General features: G+C 62.7%; 18 protein-coding genes. 1 reads left to right on the forward strand and 17 read right to left on the reverse strand.

Annotated features, from left to right (window positions below; all coding sequences use genetic code 11):
* Positions 1-7: 7 nt before the first annotated feature.
* The 5 genes from ACN50D_RS24545 to ACN50D_RS24565 form a co-directional block, all read right to left on the reverse strand.
* Positions 8-763 (reverse strand): SDR family oxidoreductase, encoded by a 756-nt coding sequence (locus ACN50D_RS24545; RefSeq protein ID WP_007731698.1) that lies wholly within the window; start codon positions 761-763, stop codon positions 8-10.
* Positions 764-858: 95 nt separating this feature from the next.
* The gene (locus ACN50D_RS24550) at positions 859-2,193 is read right to left on the reverse strand and encodes an MFS transporter (protein WP_212633834.1); all 1,335 of its coding nucleotides are present in this window, start codon (positions 2,191-2,193) and stop codon (positions 859-861) included.
* Positions 2,190-3,263 carry a biotin-dependent carboxyltransferase family protein gene (locus tag ACN50D_RS24555; RefSeq protein ID WP_065455082.1) on the reverse strand — a complete coding sequence of 358 codons (1,074 nt, stop codon included), beginning with the start codon at positions 3,261-3,263 and terminating at the stop codon, positions 2,190-2,192. Before ACN50D_RS24555 ends, ACN50D_RS24550 begins: the two co-directional genes overlap by 4 nt.
* Complete coding sequence (locus ACN50D_RS24560; protein WP_172403470.1) at positions 3,256-3,963, reverse strand: 5-oxoprolinase subunit B family protein; 708 nt, start codon at positions 3,961-3,963, stop codon at positions 3,256-3,258. Before ACN50D_RS24560 ends, ACN50D_RS24555 begins: the two co-directional genes overlap by 8 nt.
* The gene (locus ACN50D_RS24565; RefSeq protein ID WP_212633833.1) at positions 3,960-4,763 is read right to left on the reverse strand and encodes a LamB/YcsF family protein; all 804 of its coding nucleotides are present in this window, start codon (positions 4,761-4,763) and stop codon (positions 3,960-3,962) included. Before ACN50D_RS24565 ends, ACN50D_RS24560 begins: the two co-directional genes overlap by 4 nt.
* A gap of 191 nt (positions 4,764-4,954) precedes the next feature.
* On the opposite strand from ACN50D_RS24565, the gene nac reads away from it, so the two are divergent.
* Positions 4,955-5,878, forward strand: coding sequence for a nitrogen assimilation transcriptional regulator NAC (gene nac, locus ACN50D_RS24570; protein ID WP_030535780.1), 924 nt, complete (start codon positions 4,955-4,957; stop codon positions 5,876-5,878).
* Here the strand turns inward: nac and ACN50D_RS24575 are convergent.
* The 12 genes from ACN50D_RS24575 to amt form a co-directional block, all read right to left on the reverse strand.
* Positions 5,872-6,798 carry a D-isomer specific 2-hydroxyacid dehydrogenase family protein gene (locus ACN50D_RS24575; RefSeq protein WP_065455081.1) on the reverse strand — a complete coding sequence of 309 codons (927 nt, stop codon included), beginning with the start codon at positions 6,796-6,798 and terminating at the stop codon, positions 5,872-5,874. The genes nac and ACN50D_RS24575 overlap by 7 nt on opposite strands.
* A 45-nt stretch (positions 6,799-6,843) precedes the next feature.
* Positions 6,844-7,626: an SDR family oxidoreductase gene (locus ACN50D_RS24580; protein ID WP_007731708.1), complete on the reverse strand. Its 783-nt coding sequence runs from the start codon at positions 7,624-7,626 to the stop codon at positions 6,844-6,846.
* Positions 7,623-8,144, reverse strand: a complete 522-nt coding sequence (locus tag ACN50D_RS24585) for a gluconokinase (protein ID WP_209921595.1) — start codon at positions 8,142-8,144, stop codon at positions 7,623-7,625. Before ACN50D_RS24585 ends, ACN50D_RS24580 begins: the two co-directional genes overlap by 4 nt.
* Positions 8,145-8,248: 104 nt before the next feature.
* Complete coding sequence (gene yut / locus ACN50D_RS24590) at positions 8,249-9,292, reverse strand: urea transporter (protein WP_134998575.1); 1,044 nt, start codon at positions 9,290-9,292, stop codon at positions 8,249-8,251.
* Positions 9,293-9,326: 34 nt separating this feature from the next.
* On the reverse strand, positions 9,327-10,274 hold the full coding sequence (locus tag ACN50D_RS24595; RefSeq protein ID WP_073512868.1) for an urease accessory protein UreD: 948 nt from the start codon (positions 10,272-10,274) through the stop codon (positions 9,327-9,329).
* The gene (ureG, locus tag ACN50D_RS24600) at positions 10,271-10,912 is read right to left on the reverse strand and encodes an urease accessory protein UreG (protein ID WP_007731713.1); all 642 of its coding nucleotides are present in this window, start codon (positions 10,910-10,912) and stop codon (positions 10,271-10,273) included. Before ureG ends, ACN50D_RS24595 begins: the two co-directional genes overlap by 4 nt.
* A gap of 10 nt (positions 10,913-10,922) precedes the next feature.
* The gene (locus ACN50D_RS24605; RefSeq protein ID WP_042921156.1) at positions 10,923-11,636 is read right to left on the reverse strand and encodes an urease accessory protein UreF; all 714 of its coding nucleotides are present in this window, start codon (positions 11,634-11,636) and stop codon (positions 10,923-10,925) included.
* A complete protein-coding gene (gene ureE, locus ACN50D_RS24610) occupies positions 11,620-12,267 on the reverse strand; it encodes an urease accessory protein UreE (RefSeq protein ID WP_007731715.1) in 648 nt (215 codons plus the stop codon). The genes ACN50D_RS24605 and ureE overlap by 17 nt, the downstream gene beginning before the upstream one ends.
* 9 nt (positions 12,268-12,276) lie before the next feature.
* Positions 12,277-13,995 carry an urease subunit alpha gene (locus ACN50D_RS24615; protein WP_212633832.1) on the reverse strand — a complete coding sequence of 573 codons (1,719 nt, stop codon included), beginning with the start codon at positions 13,993-13,995 and terminating at the stop codon, positions 12,277-12,279.
* A 35-nt stretch (positions 13,996-14,030) separates the two neighbouring features.
* The gene (locus ACN50D_RS24620) at positions 14,031-14,468 is read right to left on the reverse strand and encodes an urease subunit beta (RefSeq protein WP_003943812.1); all 438 of its coding nucleotides are present in this window, start codon (positions 14,466-14,468) and stop codon (positions 14,031-14,033) included.
* Positions 14,469-14,497: 29 nt separating this feature from the next.
* Positions 14,498-14,800: an urease subunit gamma gene (locus ACN50D_RS24625; protein WP_007731718.1), complete on the reverse strand. Its 303-nt coding sequence runs from the start codon at positions 14,798-14,800 to the stop codon at positions 14,498-14,500.
* A gap of 51 nt (positions 14,801-14,851) precedes the next feature.
* Positions 14,852-16,531, reverse strand: coding sequence for an ammonium transporter (amt, locus tag ACN50D_RS24630; protein ID WP_228117877.1), 1,680 nt, complete (start codon positions 16,529-16,531; stop codon positions 14,852-14,854).
* Positions 16,532-16,544 lie beyond the last annotated feature (13 nt).

Here is a 16,544-nt window from a genome sequence, read left to right on the forward strand (position 1 = left end):
CGCTCTCTCAGTCGTTGCGACGGATGAAGTCGAGGCCACCGGGCACCTGGAAGGTGGGGAGCACCTCGATGAGACCAAGATTGACGTGGCCAGGGGCGTCGATCGCGAACTCGATGGTATCCGCGATGTCCTTGGTAGTGATGGATTCGTAGCCTTCGTAGAAGGTCTCCCACGCTTCCTTCATGGCTTCGGGCGTGCCGCCGAGGTTGCGACCGAAGATCTCGGTCTCGACCCGGCCAGGGCAGATCTCGGTCACTCGAATCCGCTTGCCGATGCAGTCGTTTCGCAGCTGGCGCGAAATCTGGTGCACCGCAGCCTTGGTCGCGTGGTAGGCAGTGTGGCCGTAGAAGTTGTACAGGCCGGCGATGGAGCTGATGTTGACGACATGACCTAGATCGCGCTCCACCATTCCCGGCAGCAGAATGCGGCACAGGTGCAGCACCGCACGAAGATTCACGTCCACCATCGCGTCGACCGATGCTTCTTCGGCGTCGAGAATGTTTCCGGTTGCGGACACCCCCGCGTTGTTGACGAGGATGTCGATCTCCAGTCCGCCGACAGCTTCGGCGAGCGCGGCGGTGTCGGTGATGTCCACGGGCAGAGGGATCATTCCGGTGCGATCGGCAACCTCACCGAGCTTGTCGGCATTGCGGGCGACGCCGTAGACCGTCAGTCCGCGCTTGGTGAACATCTCGGTGACGGCGGCACCCATTCCGGTGTTGGCGCCGGTGACGAGAGCTGTGCGGTAATCGGAGAAAGGCATTGTGTGCTCCTACAGGAAGAAATTGGTATGACCCGGCGGCCGCCGCGGACTGCAGGCGGCCACCGGGCCGGATCAGGAGTGACTCACGCGAGAAGTCACAGAGTGTCGCGTAGCGGAACGTGGGCGCGATCGGTGATGGTGCTGACCGCGATCAGCGTGCCGATTGCAGTGATGACCGCGTAGAAGGCGGGAACGTAGATACCGAATTCGGGGATCAACCAGGTCATCAACAACGGTGCGGTACCACCGAAGAGTGCGGACGAGATGTTGTAACCCAAACCGTAGGCGGAGTAGCGAACCCGCGTGGGGAACAGTTCGACGATCAGGACGTGGATGACGGCTGTGTGCCCGGCGAAGATCACTGCCATGAGGCAGGCACCGAGAACGGCGAGGCCGACGTTGCCGGTCACGATCATGGCATAGCAGGGGATCGCTCCGATCGCCATTGCCGCAGCTGCACCGGCGATGACCTTCTTGCGACCGATCCGGTCGGAGAGAGCACCCATGAACGGAATCGCGAAGCAGATCGCGACCAGGCTGGAGGCGGTGACGAGAAGCGCTGTCCCGGTCGAGAATCCGATCTGATCGCCTTTGAGGAACGTGGGCATGTACGAGAACAGAACGTAGTAGCCGGAACCATTCATCAGGGGAATGAACAGGGCGAGGATCATGGCGCGACGGTGCTCGGGAGTGGAGAATGCTTCCTTGAGCGGATTGCGCGACAAACCGCCGGATTCCTTGAGCCGCTCGAAGTTCGGGGTATCGGAGATCGCGCGGCGGATGTACCAGCCGATGATTCCCATCGGAATGGCCATGAGGAACGGGATGCGCCACGCCCACGATGCGAGTCCGCCGCCGTTGATCGCGTCGGCGTTGAGCCACGGCGACATGGCAAACGCGATCATCGTTCCGGTCAGCAGTGCGAGGAACGACGCGATCTGCGCGTAGCTCGTGATCAAGCCGCGCTTGCCTTCCGGGGCGTGTTCGGCGAGGAACGTCATGGCGCCGGCAGCTTCACCACCGACGGAGAATCCCTGCACGATCCGCAGAAAGATCAGCAGTGCCGGTGCCGCGATACCGATGGCCGCGTAGGTGGGCAGCAAGCCGATACCGGCGGTCGCCACGCTGATCAGCATGATGACGAACACCAACATCTTCTGTCGACCGATCCGGTCGCCGAGGATGCCGCAGACCACCGCGCCGAGGGGTCGAACGAAGAACGAGACCGCGTAGCCGGCGAACACCAGCATCAGCGCGTCGCTCGACTTCGATACGTCGAAGAACACGATGGCCAGTGCCGTCGCCATGAACGCGAAGACACCGTTGTCGTAGAGCTCGACGAAGATGCCGACGCAGCCCGCTGCGACGACTTTCCGGACCTTGCGCGGGTCGGCTACCTGGCCGTCTACCGCTTCGATGGTGTTGGTCATGCTGTCTCCAAAATAGACGCGCGGCGCGGAGCGCTCGCGGGGCGTGTGGTGCCGACGTGGCTCGGTACTCGGGCTTCCGAGGTGTGAAGAGGTATCCGGAGGGTGGTGAATACGTTCTCCACACGCCGCCTCAGCAAGGCGATGCGGTGCTGCTGTTCGCGGTGCTCTGCAACCGCCGTTGCGACGCTGCAGTTCCGGAATCGGACGCGGTGCCCGGGTCGGGCCTGTCCCAGCTGTGAGAGTGAAACGGTGGTGACGACTGCCAGCACCGGATAACCGGCGGTGACGCCTCTACCTCGATGCAGGACCAGAAGTTCGTTGCCAGCGGGTACTTCGACGGCACCGATGGGGACGCCGCGCGAGAGGACCTCGCCGGTGCCGGTGCGCTGTGGGAGCGGCTGCTCATCGGTAGATGCCAGCCGAAGCCCGATGTGATTACTCTGATCGCCCACCACGAATTCGGTGCCGAACAGCGCGGCTGCACTCTCCCCGAAGTCGTCGATGTCGGGGCCGTCGGTCACGTCGAGCGTCCACACGTTGCCGAAGGACGGTCGGTCGGGCAACAACCGGAACAGCGGTAGCCGGAAGACCGGGTGGTCGATCGGCGGGCAGTCGGTGTCGACGACCAGCGTCTCCCCCGCGGTCAAGTGACGGCCGAATCCGAGGACCTGGTCGGGAGCGCAGCTGCCCAGGAGGTAGTCGGCCGTCAGCTCTCCGTGGACGGCGACGTAGACGCGCAATCCGTCGTGGATTCCGGTGACGGCAAGCCGCTGACCGGCTCGCCAGACGATCGGTTCCCACTGCGGTTGCCGATGTCCGTCCACCGTCACCGTTGCGGGTGCACCCGTGAGGGCGATCAGCAGATCCGTGGACGCCGACGCTGAAAAGTCGAGGGCCGTCAACTCCAGTAGCGGGGCCTCGCGCCTACTACCCACCAACGCGTTGGCGATCTCCGCGCTGATCTGGTCGGCTGCGCCGCCCGTCGCCTGACCGAACTGTGACGCCGATCCACGCCCCAAATCCTGGACGGAGCTGATTCCGGGAGTCAGGACGGTGACGGTCTCAGCCATGGGGATCACCCCCTACGGGCAGGAGCGAGCGTCCGTCGAAGTCGTCCCAGCGATCGGCGTCGATCGCACGGAAGACGAACAGATCGCCCGGGCGGTAGGCAGAAATCTGCTCCGACGCCGGATCGACCAAGATGAGCGGGGTCCGGCCGATCACTGCCCAACCGCCGGGCGCAGGCCTGGCCGAAACGACTGCCTGACGTCCGGCCACCGCAACGGAACCGGCCGCGACGTGCGGTCGCGGGCTCGATCGGCGCGGGATGGGAAGGCCGAACGCCGGGCCGTCGAGCATCGGGGCGCCGCCGGGTGAGCCGTAGCAACGCATGACCAACGGGGCTGCGGAGTGAAGGCGCACCACTTCGGCTTCGGTGACGCCGAGAAACCGCGCTGTATCACCCAGGTCCGGGCCGTGTTCGCCCCCGTAGACGACGGGGATCTCGAACGTCCTAGGTTCACCTTCCAGCGGTCGGGGGATAGTCGTTGCTTCGCGAACCAGGCCGCGGACGGCGTCGTGGTCGGTGAGGAGGTTGTCGAACTCGACCAGCAGGGCGTCGTATGTCGGGATGACGCTGACGATGCCGTCGGCACCGAGATCGAAACGTGCAGCGATCGATCGAACGGTGTTCCAGTTCTGCTCGGCGGTCCCGCCGCTGACACTGACGCGAACGGCGGCGTCACCGCAGTCGGCGACGTAGGTCTTCACGCGGGACACCCGACATCACGGGCCCGCCGTGACGCCACGACCCGGGTCAGCGGCGCAATGGTGACACCGGCGGCCTCGAGCGCGGCGCGAATCGCCTTCGCGTTCGCGACGGCACCGGGGTTGTCACCGTGCACGAGGACCGTATCGGCGACAACCGGGATCAACGTGCCGTCCACAGCTTCGACGACTTCCTCGACCACCATCCGAACGGTCCGCTCGACCAGAACGTCGACGTCGTGAATCACCGCTCCCGGCTCGCTGCGGGGCACGAGAGTTCCGTCGGAGTTGTATGCGCGATCCGCGATTCCGACGATGCCGACGCTCAATCCGCGGGCAGTCGCCTTGTCGGCCAACGCCCCGTCCTGGGCGAGCACGATCAACGACGGATCGAAGGCCGCGACCGCATCGACGACGGCGCGCGCGTAATCCTGGCGTACAGCAACAAGATTCCCGAGCTTGCCGTGGGGAGCGATGTGCGACAACGACGTTCCGCTCGCGACCGCAAAGGCGTGAAGGGCGCCGAGTTGGAACAGCACGTCGGTTCGGACCTCGTTCTCACTGAGATCCATCGCGCGACGTCCGAATCCGGCGAGGTCCGGAAAACTCGGATGCGCGCCGATGCCGATACCGCGCGATACGCACCCCCGCACGGTCGCATCCATCGTTCGTGGATCGCCTGCATGGAATCCGCAAGCGATGTTGGCCGAAGTCAGCGTGTCGAGCAGAGCATCGTCGGCGCCCATGGTCCACGTGCCGAAACCTTCGCCGAGATCGGCGACAAGATCGATGCTGGTTGCCATTTCGGTCCTTCCGGTTCGTTTACTTGTTCGTACGGGCGCCGTTGCCCGCGGTTGGTCCGACTGTCGAAATTCTGTGTGTCGACTTCGGTGTTTCTGGGACGCTACTCAGGAACGCCAAAGGGTTGTTAATACCGTTTCGCGTTGGGGTGATCGGAATTCGATATGTCCGTTGAGCTGGTAGTTTGCACAGCATGGACACGAGAAGGCTCTACTCGTTCGTACGAATTGTCGATGCCGGCAGCATCACCCGAGCCGCCGACATCCTGCACATCGCACAACCCGCCCTGAGCCAACAGATGACGTCGCTGGAAACGCAGTTCGGTCAGCAACTTCTGATCCGCAGCAAACAGGGTGTCGAGCCGACCGATGCGGGGCACGCACTCTATCGGCATGCTCAGGTGATTCTGCGTCAGGTGGAGAGTGCTCAGGCCGAGGTGTCCGTGGTCGGAAGGGCGCTGGCGGGTGGCGTCTCGGTCGGCCTCGCCCCGTACAGCACCGCGACGGCAATCGCCTTGCCGCTCTTGGCCCGTGTGCGCGAGCAGCACCCGAATATCTTGTTGCACATCAACGAGAACTTCGGTGGCGTGCTCAGCGAAGCGATGATGACCGGTCGCATGGATCTGGCGTTGTTGTACGACGCCGGCCCGATCAAGGGTGTGACGTTCGAACGCTTGCTCACCGAGGAGCTGGTGGTGGTTGCCCCGTTCGGTACCGGACTGGCAGGCGAATCGGGATCCGACATCTCCCTGCCCGAGATCGCCGAACTGCCACTATTGCTTCCAGGTCGGATGCACACCATCCGCAAGGTGGTGGAGCAGGCTTTCGACCGTGCAGAGCAGCAACCGAACGTCGTGGCCGAAGTGGAATCGGTGATGACGCTGTCCGAGGCCGTACGCACCGGATTGGGCGCGACGGTTCTGCCGTGGTCGGTGGCCCGCAGGGTCATGGACGTCGAAGCGCTCGAGCTACGACGCATCGAGCCGGGCATCGAAGTGCATGTCTCCCTTGGCACCCCGGCCAATCAGCCCCTCTCCAAACCGGCCGAGGCGGTGCGCGATGTTCTGCGCACCGTCGTTGCCGATTACGTGAAGGGAACCAACGCGAGCGGTCAGTAGCCCGCCGACGGATCGATCACGGCGGCGAGGTCCTCACCTGCGGCGAATCGGGCGACGTTGGCTGCAACGTGATCTGCCAGGACGCGGGTGAGCGTCGTAGCCGGGTTGGCGACGTGTGGAGTGATGATCGCGTTGGGCAGCTTCCACAACCGATGCCCGTCCGGCAACGGCTCGGGATCGGTGACGTCCAGTGCCGCCCCGCCGATCGAACCGGCTTCCAGTGCGTCGACCAATGCGTCCGTGTCGACGAGGGTGCCACGCGCGATGTTCACGATCCAGCTCGACTCCGACATCTGGTCCAGTTCGGCCTTGCCGACCAGATGCCGCGTCGCGGATGTCGACGGTGCTGCGATCACGAAGTGATCTGCCTTGGACCAGATTTCGCCGGTGCGGTCGGCCGAGAGCGTTTCGGAAGCACCCTCGACAGGGGTCCCGGAGCGGGTGATCGCGATGACCTTGACTTTGGACGCGGCGAGGTACGGGATCAACGCACGGCCGATTCCGCCGCAACCAATGATCGCCACTGTCGAGCCCTGCAAAGTGCCCACCCGCGGGTCGAACTCTTCCTTGCGCCACGACTGCGCCGCCAATTGTTCGGGGAGAGAACGAACTCCGGCGAGGAGAAGCATCATCGTATGTTCGGCAACATTGCCCGCGTACACTCCGGCAGCAGACGTCCAGACCCGCTTGTCGTCGATCACCCCGGCGTCGAACCAGGGCTCGATGCCGGCGAACGGCAACTGCACCCAGCGAACCGAATCGGGTAGCGACGACGGGAACGTCTCCGGCCCGTGTACCCACACGACGCCCTCGGCGTCTGCCAGTGGAACGAGAACTCCACCGGCTCGGCGTATTCCGTCGGCGACGTGAGGATCCTCGACGGGACCGAGGTGGATGCGAGGGGCGCTGGCGTCTGTCATGTGGGTGCTTTCTGTTCGAGTAGCGGACGATCTAACAGCGGACAATCAGACGACGGCCGTCATTCCGCCGTCGACGTAGAGGATCTGACCGTTGACGAAATCCGAAGCCGGGGAGGCCAAGAACAGTAGCGACCCGATCAGCTCCTCGGTACGGCCCCAACGTCCGGCGGGTGTCCGCTTGGCGAGCCACGCGGTGAACTCCGGATCGTTGACCAGCGCAGAGGTCAGTTCGGTGTCGAAGTATCCCGGTGCGATCGCGTTGATCTGCAAACCGAAGGGTGCCCAGTCGGCGCACATCCCGCGGGTGAGCATCTTGAGCCCGCCCTTGCTGGCCGCGTACGGTGCGATTCCCGCTCGGCCGAGTTCGCTCTGCACCGAGCAGATGTTGACGATCTTCCCGTGTCCGCGCTCGACCATGCCGCGGGCGAATTCACGTCCGACGTAGAACGCACTGGTCAGGTTGGTGTCCATGACACGCCGGAAGTCGTCGTCGCCGAACTCGAGAAGCGGGGCGCGGTGCTGCACGCCGGTGTTGTTGACAACGATCTCGACCGGGCCGACCTCCGCCTCGATGCGTGTCGCCGCATCCCGGACGGCGGCCGAATCGGTGACGTCGAACGCGTATGCGTGCACCGTTGCGCCGGTCGCGTCGGCGATGCGTCGACGCTCGGCTTCGAGCACGTCGGAATTTCGGCTGTTGAGCACCACCACCGCACCCGCCTCGGCGAGACCAGTCGCGAGGGCCGAGCCGATGCCTCGGCTCGAACCCGTCACCAGCGCGACCTTCCCGGATATGTCGAACGGGCCGGGGCTTGCGGTGCTACTCACGCTGTGACGCTCCTCTGAGATGTATGGATGTAGTCGACTGCCTCGCCCACCAGTGTGCTCGGTTCGGAGACGACATTCAGCGTGATGCCGCGCTCGTCGTCTGTAAGCGGTTCGAGAGCCTCGAACTGGGAGATGAGCAGACTCTCCGGCATGAAGTGCCCGGCGCGGAAACGCATACGTGCGGAGATAGTCTCGAAATCACCGGAGAGGTGGACGAACTGCACGTCGAGACCGTCCGGGCGCAACCGGCCCCGATAGTCCTTTCGCAGAGCCGAACAGGCAACGACGCCTGTTCGTCCCGCATCGGCACGCTCGGAAAGCCAGGCCGCGATCGCGTCGAGCCACGGCACACGGTCTTCGTCGGTCAACGGTGTCCCCGAACGCATTTTGGCGACATTGGACTCGGGGTGCAGATCGTCACCGTCGACGAAGTCTGCCCCGAGAGACGTGGCGAGACCCACTGCCACGGTGCTTTTTCCAGCACCGGCCACACCCATCACAACTACCTGCACGGTCATGCTTCGACCATGCCCGACTACCGGAGGCCAGACAATACTCGAGCGATACCGGTTCGCGAGGGTGCCATAGCGGAACGATCTAGGAACTTCTGCGCGTTCGAGCCCTATCCGTTCGCCTTTGCGATCGAATCCTTGCCCTCGGCCGCTCCACCCTCGATGGTGTCGTGCTGGATGGGAACGAACTTCTTCTTCGGCAGCAGGAACAGCCACGTCGCGAAGACGAACGGGCCCGTTCCGGCCGGCAGGCTGATCGGAGCAAAGGCAGACACCAGCGTGCCGTGGATGACAACAGTCACCAGTACTCCGAAGACGGTGTAGACGAACACACGCCACGACGGGTTGTAGAACACCGATCCGAGAGCAATTGCCGTCAGCACCGAACTGAGCCCGTAGAGACCATTGCCGATGTCGACGGTGTTTGCGCCCAGCGCCAGTACCGAACCCATCGCTATCGCGGAACCGATGAGCGCGAACAACGCCGCCCAACGCGACGCGACCAGCAGCGCGATCACGAAGATAATGCCGGTGACGGTGTTGTTGATCAGAAAGATCTGGGAGACGTTGCGGAACAGCGTGTCCCACAGGAAGCTGAAAGTGATGTCGGCATGAACTGACGCGTCCCCGATGTGCTGGGGAAACTGGCCCGCGCTGAGGTCTGACGTTTCGATCCGCAGGAACTGGAACGCCGCAAGAAGGAAGAACCAGTTGACGAGGTTGAACGGAAAGGTCAGCGCCGGTACGCCCCACGTCTTGAAGACATTGGCAACGGCCAGGAACGCGATCGTCGACGCGGCAGCTCCCACCACGAGGTAGATCCACAGCATCACGCCCCCGGCAAGGAACGTCGGAAATGCAGCTCCCACAAGAATTCCGTTGTATCCGTACAGGCCGATACGCATCGAATCGTCGTCGGAGTGCAGCATCATGCCGGTGACGGTGGATACCACCAGACCCACCACGGCACCAATTGCGACGGTGATCGTGTCCGCGGCTATCGCTCCCCAGAAGATACCGACCAGAAACAGCAGGCCCGTCAGCGCATTGCCCTGGAACATCACCTGCCCGGAGCCTTTGAGATTGGTGTCGATGAATCTGAGCACGACGTTCTTGTCCGCGACGTCGTCCCAGGGTTTGGTGATGGTGGTCATCGCACGTCCCTCGATCCCTATCAGGCGATCCGCGTCATCCCCAGAGCGGGACGGGCGGAATGGTGGTGTCCAGAACTGCCTTTCGCACCAGAGCCCAGAAATCACGAACCTTCGCCTTGACGGGTTCGCTCTCCGGACCGAGGACTTTGAAGATGAGACCGGCGTCGTTCGGTAGCCGACTCGCTCCGGAAACGACCTTGCCGTCACGGCCCGGAACTACCTCTTCGAGAATCGCGTCGGCGTGCTCCTTCGGTGTCAGCAGGATGACATTGCCGAACACGTCGTGGTCACCCATGATTCCGCCGTATCGCACGGGGAAGCGTGCCGGTTCGATCACCAACTTCTCGGTGAAGAGATTCTTCCCGTCCGGGCGCTTTGCCTTGATCAAGGTGGAGTACAGGTCGTAGACGAACATCTCTCCGCCGTCGTGATACTTGCGACCCGGCATCACGATCTCCGAGAACAACAGCGTTGCAGTCGGATCCACCGTGATGTCGGTGCGCGCGTAGTACCTCGCGTTGCGGTGTGGGATCGTCACTCCCGGCATCAGTTCGAGATACGAATTCTCGGCCAGCACCACTTTCTGGAGTTGTGACGCGTGATTGGCATCCATCCGGTGGACTTTGGTGGCCGACTGGGTGGTCACGTGTGCGAGGGAACCCGGCTCCATTTCGATGGTCAGGAACAACCGATCGCCTTGCAGCACACTGCCGGACGTCGAGATCATGTAGACGCACGGCATGGTCGGCAACGCTTCGTCCCAGTACAGCGCCTGCTGAACCAGCAGCGGTGTCTTGCGGTACATGTCCCGCAGAATCGTCTTGTCGCCGCGGTCGACAAATCGCATCTCGAGAACGCCAGTCTTCCCGACTTTGCCGGCCGGGGCCTGCTTCGGCTGGTCCTGGTACTGGTCGAGTTCCGGGATGGTCGGGATCGGCCCCGGGAGCGACCGCGATGCTCCCGGGACGGACGTTGCGCTCACGGTGCGCTCGCTCCCACTTCCTCTTCGTCGAAGAGGACTCCGTGCACGATGAGGTCCACCACTTCCTTGATGCCTTCCCCGGTCATGCAATTGGTGAAGACGAACGGCTTGTCGCCGCGCATCCCCTTGGAGTCGCGATCCATGACTCCGAGATCGGCGTTGACGTACGGTGCGAGATCGGTCTTGTTGATGACCAGGATGTCGGACTGCGAGATTCCCGGACCGTTCTTGCGCGGAATCTTGTCGCCTGCGGCCACATCGATGACATAGATGAAGAAGTCGACGAGAGCCGGACTGAACGTCAGTGTGAGGTTGTCGCCGCCACTTTCGATGAACACCACGTCGGTGTCGGGGAACGTCTTCTCCATGTCCTCGACCGCCGCGAGATTCATACTCGGGTCTTCGCGGACGGCGGTGTGGGGGCAGGCTCCCGTCTCTACGCCGACGATACGTTCCTCCACGAGAACACCTTTGAGAGCCTTGCGCACATGCTTGGCATCTTCGGTGGTGACCACGTCGTTGGTGATGATCAGAACGCTGGTGCCCCGCTTGATGAACTCCGGTGTGATCGCCTCGATGAGCGCGGTCTTACCCGAACCCACGGGTCCGCCGATTCCGATGCGCGTTGTCTTCTTCATCGTTCTCCTTCTAGTTCATGAACATTCGGACGTGCGCCTTGACGTGCACCGCAGCCAGAATGTCGATCATCGGGGCGAAATTGGACATGTCGTCGAGTCCGTAGTCACGCACTGCGGCGTACTCATGGCCGGCAGTCTGATTGACCTCGAACAGAATCTCTTGCGTCGCGAGGTGATCGACTCGGACGATACGAAGGGCAGCGCCGAGCAACGTCATCGCGACACCGTACTGATTGACCGTGAAAGCGTCCTCTTCCGGAGAACCCATCTCCGCGAAAGCAATTCCGAGGCCGACGGGGTAGGTACCCGGCGTCTCCCCCGATGCGATCGCGGCCAACCACTTGTTGAACAGGGTCTCACCGGCCAAGCGCCCGCCGAGTTCGGCCAACTTCTTACCCATGCGGGTACTCATCGTGCGTGCTTCTTCGTTGAGTTTGCGTTCGATCACTGCATGATCAGCGGCGAGGATCGCCGAGAAATCACCGGCTGCCGCACCCCGGTGCGCCGCGAGTACGGCGATACCGTCGCACGTCGCGCCCTGATGGGCGGCCGAGAGCACAAACTCCCGCAGCGACGGACCACCCGTGACAATTCCCTGCGCCACGGCCGATTCCAAACCGTTGGAGAACGAGAAGGAACCGACCGGGAACATGGAATCGGAAAACTGCATCATCCGCATCGCGCGGTTGATGCTGAGCCCGGATCCCTCAGACGAGAGGGTCATGGGTATGCCCCTCGCCCTCACGCGCGGCCGCACCGAACAAACGGCGTGCCTCGTGTGGAGCGATGTAGGGAATGACCTCGGCGCCCGGGATGAAGGTGTACTCGATGCCCTCGAAAGCATGTGTCCGCATCACCGAGCCCATGACCGCCTTGTCGACGGTCAACGGAACGTAGACCTTCATTCCCTTCACCACCGCAGGCCAGTGCTGGTTACCCACGGCATGTCCCAACTCCAGGCACGTCTGAATCATCTTCTCGGGCGTGACGTCGACCAGCGCGCTCAGGTCGATCTCCAAAACGTCCTTGAGGTTGATCCTGGCCACGACCACGGTGTTCGCCGGCTCGTCCCACAGCAGAATGTCGCCGTCCTGCAACTGAATACCCCGATCGAGCGAGACGGCCAATTCACGGCCACCGATCGTGGTGCGTCGTAACCGACTCTTCTGCGCTTCCCACTGATCGAGCGACAAGACGTCGACTACCGCATTGTCGAGTCGACCGGCCCACTCCTCGTCGGTCTCCTTCCCGAGCAGCGCGTCGACTCGCGTCGGCTTTCCGCTCGGCGCGGTCATCTCGCCGTGCGTGTGTGGCGTCGCATCGGCGCCGTGCGTGTGTGTGATTGTTCCCGACACTGGAGACCCCTAACTGAAGAAGTAAAGTTGGTTCAAGCGAATGGATTCGGCAGGTTCGACGTATGCGTGGACGCCGTCCGCAGTCACCGCGAAGGTCTCCGGGTCCACCTTGATTTCCGGAGTGGCCGAGTTGCGAACCAGATCACGCTTGGTGACTGTTCTGGTCCCCTCGACAGCAACAACTTGACGTTCGAGACCGAGCCGATCCTTGATACCGTCGTCGAGTGCCGCTCGCGAGACGAACGAGACCGAACTCTGCGGCAACGCCTTGCCGAATCCACCGAACATCGGCCGGTAGATCACCGGTTGTGGTGTCGGGAGCGACGCATTCGGATCTCCCATGGCGTGCCAGCTGATCAGACCGTTCTTGATGATCGTCTTCGGCTTCGCGCCGAAGAATGCGGGCTCCCAGAGAACAAGATCCGCCATCTTCCCGACACCGATCGACCCGACCACATGCGAAAGACCGAACGTCAACGCTGGATTGATCGTGACCTTCGCGACGTAGCGCAACACGCGGAAGTTGTCGTGTGTCGGTGAATCCTCTGGCAGCTTTCCGCGGGACCGCTTCATGCAGTCCGCTGTTTGGATCGCGCGAAGCCAGTTTTCTCCGACGCGGCCCATCGCCTGCGAGTCACTCGAGAACATCGAGATGACGCCCATGTCCTGCAGTACGTTCTCGGCACCGATCGTCTCCGCGCGAACGCGAGACTCGGCAAACGAAACATCCGAGGGCACTTTGGGATTGAGGTTGTGACAGACCATGATCATGTCGAAGAGCTCGGCCTGAGTGTTGATGCCGTACGGCAACGTCGGATTGGTCGACGCCGGAAGTACGTTGTCCTCGCCCGTCACCCGCAGAATGTCGGGTGCGTGACCACCACCCGCACCCTCGCTGTGATAGGTGTGAATGGTACGGCCTTCGAAGGCCGCGATGGTGTCCTCGACGTATCCGGCCTCATTGAGGGTATCCGTGTGAATGGCGACCTGAACGTCCATTTCGTCTGCCACCCGAAGAGACTCACGAATTGTGGCCGGTGTCGCGCCCCAGTCCTCGTGGACCTTCAGACCGGCCGCACCGGCCTTGATCTGTTCGACCAGCGACTGATGCCCGGACGAGTTCCCCTTGCCCAACATGCAGACGTTGACCGGCAAACCCTCGTTGGCCTTGAGCATCATCTCCATGTTCCAGATACCGGAAGTTATGGTGGTGCCGTTGGTTCCGTCGGTCGGGCCGATGCCGCCACCGATCAGCGTCGTCACTCCCCCACTGAGCGCGTGGTACGCCTGCTGTGGTGACACGAGGTGCACGTGCGGATCGATGCCGGCTGCAGTGAGGATCATCTGCTCACCGGAAATCGCGTCGGTCGCCGGACCGGTGGTCAGCCCCGGGGTGACGCCTTCCATCGTGCTGGAGTTTCCCGCCTTGCCCCAGCCGACGATCTTGCCGTCTTTGATTCCCACGTCTGCCTTGACGACACCGATGGTTGCATCGACGATGACCACGTTGGTGATCACGAGGTCGAGGGCACCGTCGATGCTGCACGACTCCGGATCCTGGCCCATGCCGTCGCGCAGCGTCTTGCCGCCGCCGTAGATCAACTCGTCGCCGATCGTTCGAAGATCTTCCTCGACCTCGATGTACAGGTCGGTATTACCCAGCCTGATCTGGTCACCCGTGGTGACCCCGAACAGACCTGAATACTCTTGTCTCGAAATGCTTGTCATGGGTGTTGCTCTCCTTCGTCCGCCGTGAACGAGAATCAGTCGGTTTGAGGTTCGGACAGGAAGCCGAGTTCTTCGGCACGCTGGACGGCTCCGGGGAGCCTCGGCCGGTAGGCGGCGTGGGTCGGCGCCCAACCGTCGACAAGTCCGTTGAAGCCTTGCACTCGTTGCTTGCCGCCGAACGGCACCAACGTCACTTCCTTCTCGTCGCCCGGCTCGAACCTGACCGCCGTGCCCGCGGGAATGTCGAGGCGCCAGCCGAAGGACTGTTCACGATCGAAGGACAACGCGCGATTGACTTCCATGAAGTGGTAGTGCGAACCCACCTGGATGGGACGGTCACCGGTGTTTCGGACTCGCAACTTCAAACGTGGACGGCCCTCGTTGAGTTCGATCGGCTCGTCCCGCAACACGTATCCGCCGACCGGTACTTTCTTCTCGCCGCCGGAATCCTTCTTCGTCGATTTGCTTGCCATCTTGGAGTGCTCCTGACATCTCGGTCGGGCTACTGGATCGGAGAGTGCACGGTGACGAGCCGGCTACCGTCGAGGAACACCGCCTCGACCTGCACACGTGGAATCATCTCCGCCACACCGTCCATCACGTCGTCGACCGTCAAGGCGTGCGATGCGTCGGCCATGACCTCCTCGAGAGTCTTGCCCTCCCGAGCTCCCTCCAGGGCGGCTGCAGTGATAACTGCGACGGACTCCGGGTGATTGAGTTTGAGCCCCTTTGCCTTTCGCCTCAGTGCGACATCCGCCAACATGAGGATTGTCAGCTTGTCGAGTTCTCGCGGTGTCAGATGCATTCTGAACGCTCCTTGTCGATCATGCGGTAACTCCCTGTCGTCGAATACATGTCAGCTCCCCTGTTCCGTCGCTTCGGTGAGAGGTTCGGCCGCTTGCTGGACGAAACCGCTCCTCCTGCCGCCCGAGTACTCGTTGATCGCGTCCAGAACCGCCTGTGCATGTTCCGAGGCGACCAGCACCTCGACACGCAACCGCTCGGTGAACACGACGTCGTTGCGTTGTCCGCGGAACTTGAGCGAGGCCGAGTCACTCGCGGAGACATGCGCTTCCGATACGACTATCGACTCCGCTCCGGCGGCCAGCAGCGCCTCCCGTAGCTTCTCGGACTCGATGGTCTGCAATACCGCGGTGATGAGTTCGTGCTTCGGGGCGCCGAGGTTCGGAACAAGTTTTGCCCCCTCGACCAGGACCCCCGAGTCGAACCCGCTGGTCTGCGGCGCACCACCCGCGTCCACGAATGCGGCGTTGTAGCGGTATGCGTCCATGCCTTGCTGACGACGGTCGATGTCCACCTGGTCTTTCGGGGCCAGCTTGAGACCGATGGTCTTCTCGATGCCCGTGGCGATCAGCCAGGTCACCACGAACGAGAAAGCAATGACGACGATCAACGCCAGCGCCTGCTCGCCGAGTAGTCCTGCCCCGCCGCCGAAGAAGAGTCCGTCGCGGCCGATCGAATTGATGGCTTTTTCGCCGAACAAACCGAGAAGGAGTGAACCGAGGATGCCGCCGATGAAGTGGACCGCGATGACGTCGAGCGCGTCGTCGAACTTGAAGATCGACTTGAGCGCGAGCGCGAAGTGGCAGACCAGTCCGGCAAGCGCGCCGATCGCCAACGCGGAGAAGGTGCTGACGAAGCCGGCGCAAGGGGTGACGGTCGCGAGACCGGCTACCGCGCCGGTGATTCCGCCGATCGCCGTGGCCTTGCCCTCGGTGTACCTTTCGATGACGAGCCAGACGACCATACCGCCCGCTGCGGCGATGTGAGTGTTCATCAAGGCTTGTGCCGCAACACCATCGGCGGCCAATCCGTCGCCTGCGTTGAATCCGAACCAGCCGAACCACAGGATGCCTGCGCCGATCAACGCCAGAGGCACCGAGTGCGGGACTGCCTCGGCGTTGGGCCATCCCGGACGTTTACCGACCACCAGCAAGATTGCCAGGGCGGCGGCGCCGGCGGATGCGTGGACGACAATTCCGCCGGCCCAGTCCTGAGCTCCGCGGAGCGCCAACCAGCCTTCGGGATTGAAGAGCCAGTGCGCAATCGGGGGGTAGACGATGATCGACCACAGCACGAGCAGAACGGCCCAGCCCAAGGGCTTGAGCCGGTTTGCGGTCGCACCGGTGATCAGCGCAGGCGTGATGATCGCGAACATCATCTGATAGACCACGAACGCCAGAGTCGGTACCGCGACTGCACCTTCGATCAGGTGGAAGCCCGGGGCGGCGGCAGTGTGTATGTCCTGCAAGCCGAACAATTTGAGGTCACCGAGGAAGCCGGAACCCCAGTCTCCACTGAACGCGAAGCTGTATCCGAACACGACCCAGGTAATCGAGACGAGTCCGAGTGGGACGAGGTTCTGCTGCAACATGACGAGCGCACTGCTACCACGCACCAGACCGGCGTAGAAGAAGGCGAGTCCGGGAACCATGAAGAGAACCAGACCCGCGGAGATCAGCACCCACGCCGTGTCCCCACTGTCTATCACTGCTTCGGCTAACACCATTTCCATCGACATCGACGAC

Source organism: Rhodococcus sp. SB1D, assembly GCF_048573875.1.
In the GTDB taxonomy this organism is placed as follows: Bacteria; Actinomycetota; Actinomycetes; order Mycobacteriales; family Mycobacteriaceae; genus Rhodococcus_F; species Rhodococcus_F qingshengii.

Excerpts from the sequence above, each read along its gene's own strand:
- ACN50D_RS24545 (WP_007731698.1), bottom strand. The coding sequence starts at position 763 with ATGCCTTTCTCCGATTACCGCACAGCTCTCGTCACCGGCGCCAACACC.
- ACN50D_RS24550 (WP_212633834.1), bottom strand. The coding sequence starts at position 2,193 with ATGACCAACACCATCGAAGCGGTAGACGGCCAGGTAGCCGACCCGCGC.
- ACN50D_RS24555 (WP_065455082.1), bottom strand. The coding sequence starts at position 3,263 with ATGGCTGAGACCGTCACCGTCCTGACTCCCGGAATCAGCTCCGTCCAG.
- ACN50D_RS24565 (WP_212633833.1), bottom strand. The coding sequence starts at position 4,763 with ATGGCAACCAGCATCGATCTTGTCGCCGATCTCGGCGAAGGTTTCGGC.
- nac (WP_030535780.1), top strand. The coding sequence starts at position 4,955 with ATGGACACGAGAAGGCTCTACTCGTTCGTACGAATTGTCGATGCCGGC.
- ACN50D_RS24575 (WP_065455081.1), bottom strand. The coding sequence starts at position 6,798 with ATGACAGACGCCAGCGCCCCTCGCATCCACCTCGGTCCCGTCGAGGAT.
- ACN50D_RS24585 (WP_209921595.1), bottom strand. The coding sequence starts at position 8,144 with ATGACCGTGCAGGTAGTTGTGATGGGTGTGGCCGGTGCTGGAAAAAGC.
- yut (WP_134998575.1), bottom strand. The coding sequence starts at position 9,292 with ATGACCACCATCACCAAACCCTGGGACGACGTCGCGGACAAGAACGTC.
- ureG (WP_007731713.1), bottom strand. The coding sequence starts at position 10,912 with ATGAAGAAGACAACGCGCATCGGAATCGGCGGACCCGTGGGTTCGGGT.
- ACN50D_RS24605 (WP_042921156.1), bottom strand. The coding sequence starts at position 11,636 with ATGACCCTCTCGTCTGAGGGATCCGGGCTCAGCATCAACCGCGCGATG.
- ACN50D_RS24615 (WP_212633832.1), bottom strand. The coding sequence starts at position 13,995 with ATGACAAGCATTTCGAGACAAGAGTATTCAGGTCTGTTCGGGGTCACC.
- ACN50D_RS24620 (WP_003943812.1), bottom strand. The coding sequence starts at position 14,468 with ATGGCAAGCAAATCGACGAAGAAGGATTCCGGCGGCGAGAAGAAAGTA.
- ACN50D_RS24625 (WP_007731718.1), bottom strand. The coding sequence starts at position 14,800 with ATGCATCTGACACCGCGAGAACTCGACAAGCTGACAATCCTCATGTTG.
- amt (WP_228117877.1), bottom strand. The coding sequence starts at position 16,531 with ATGGAAATGGTGTTAGCCGAAGCAGTGATAGACAGTGGGGACACGGCG.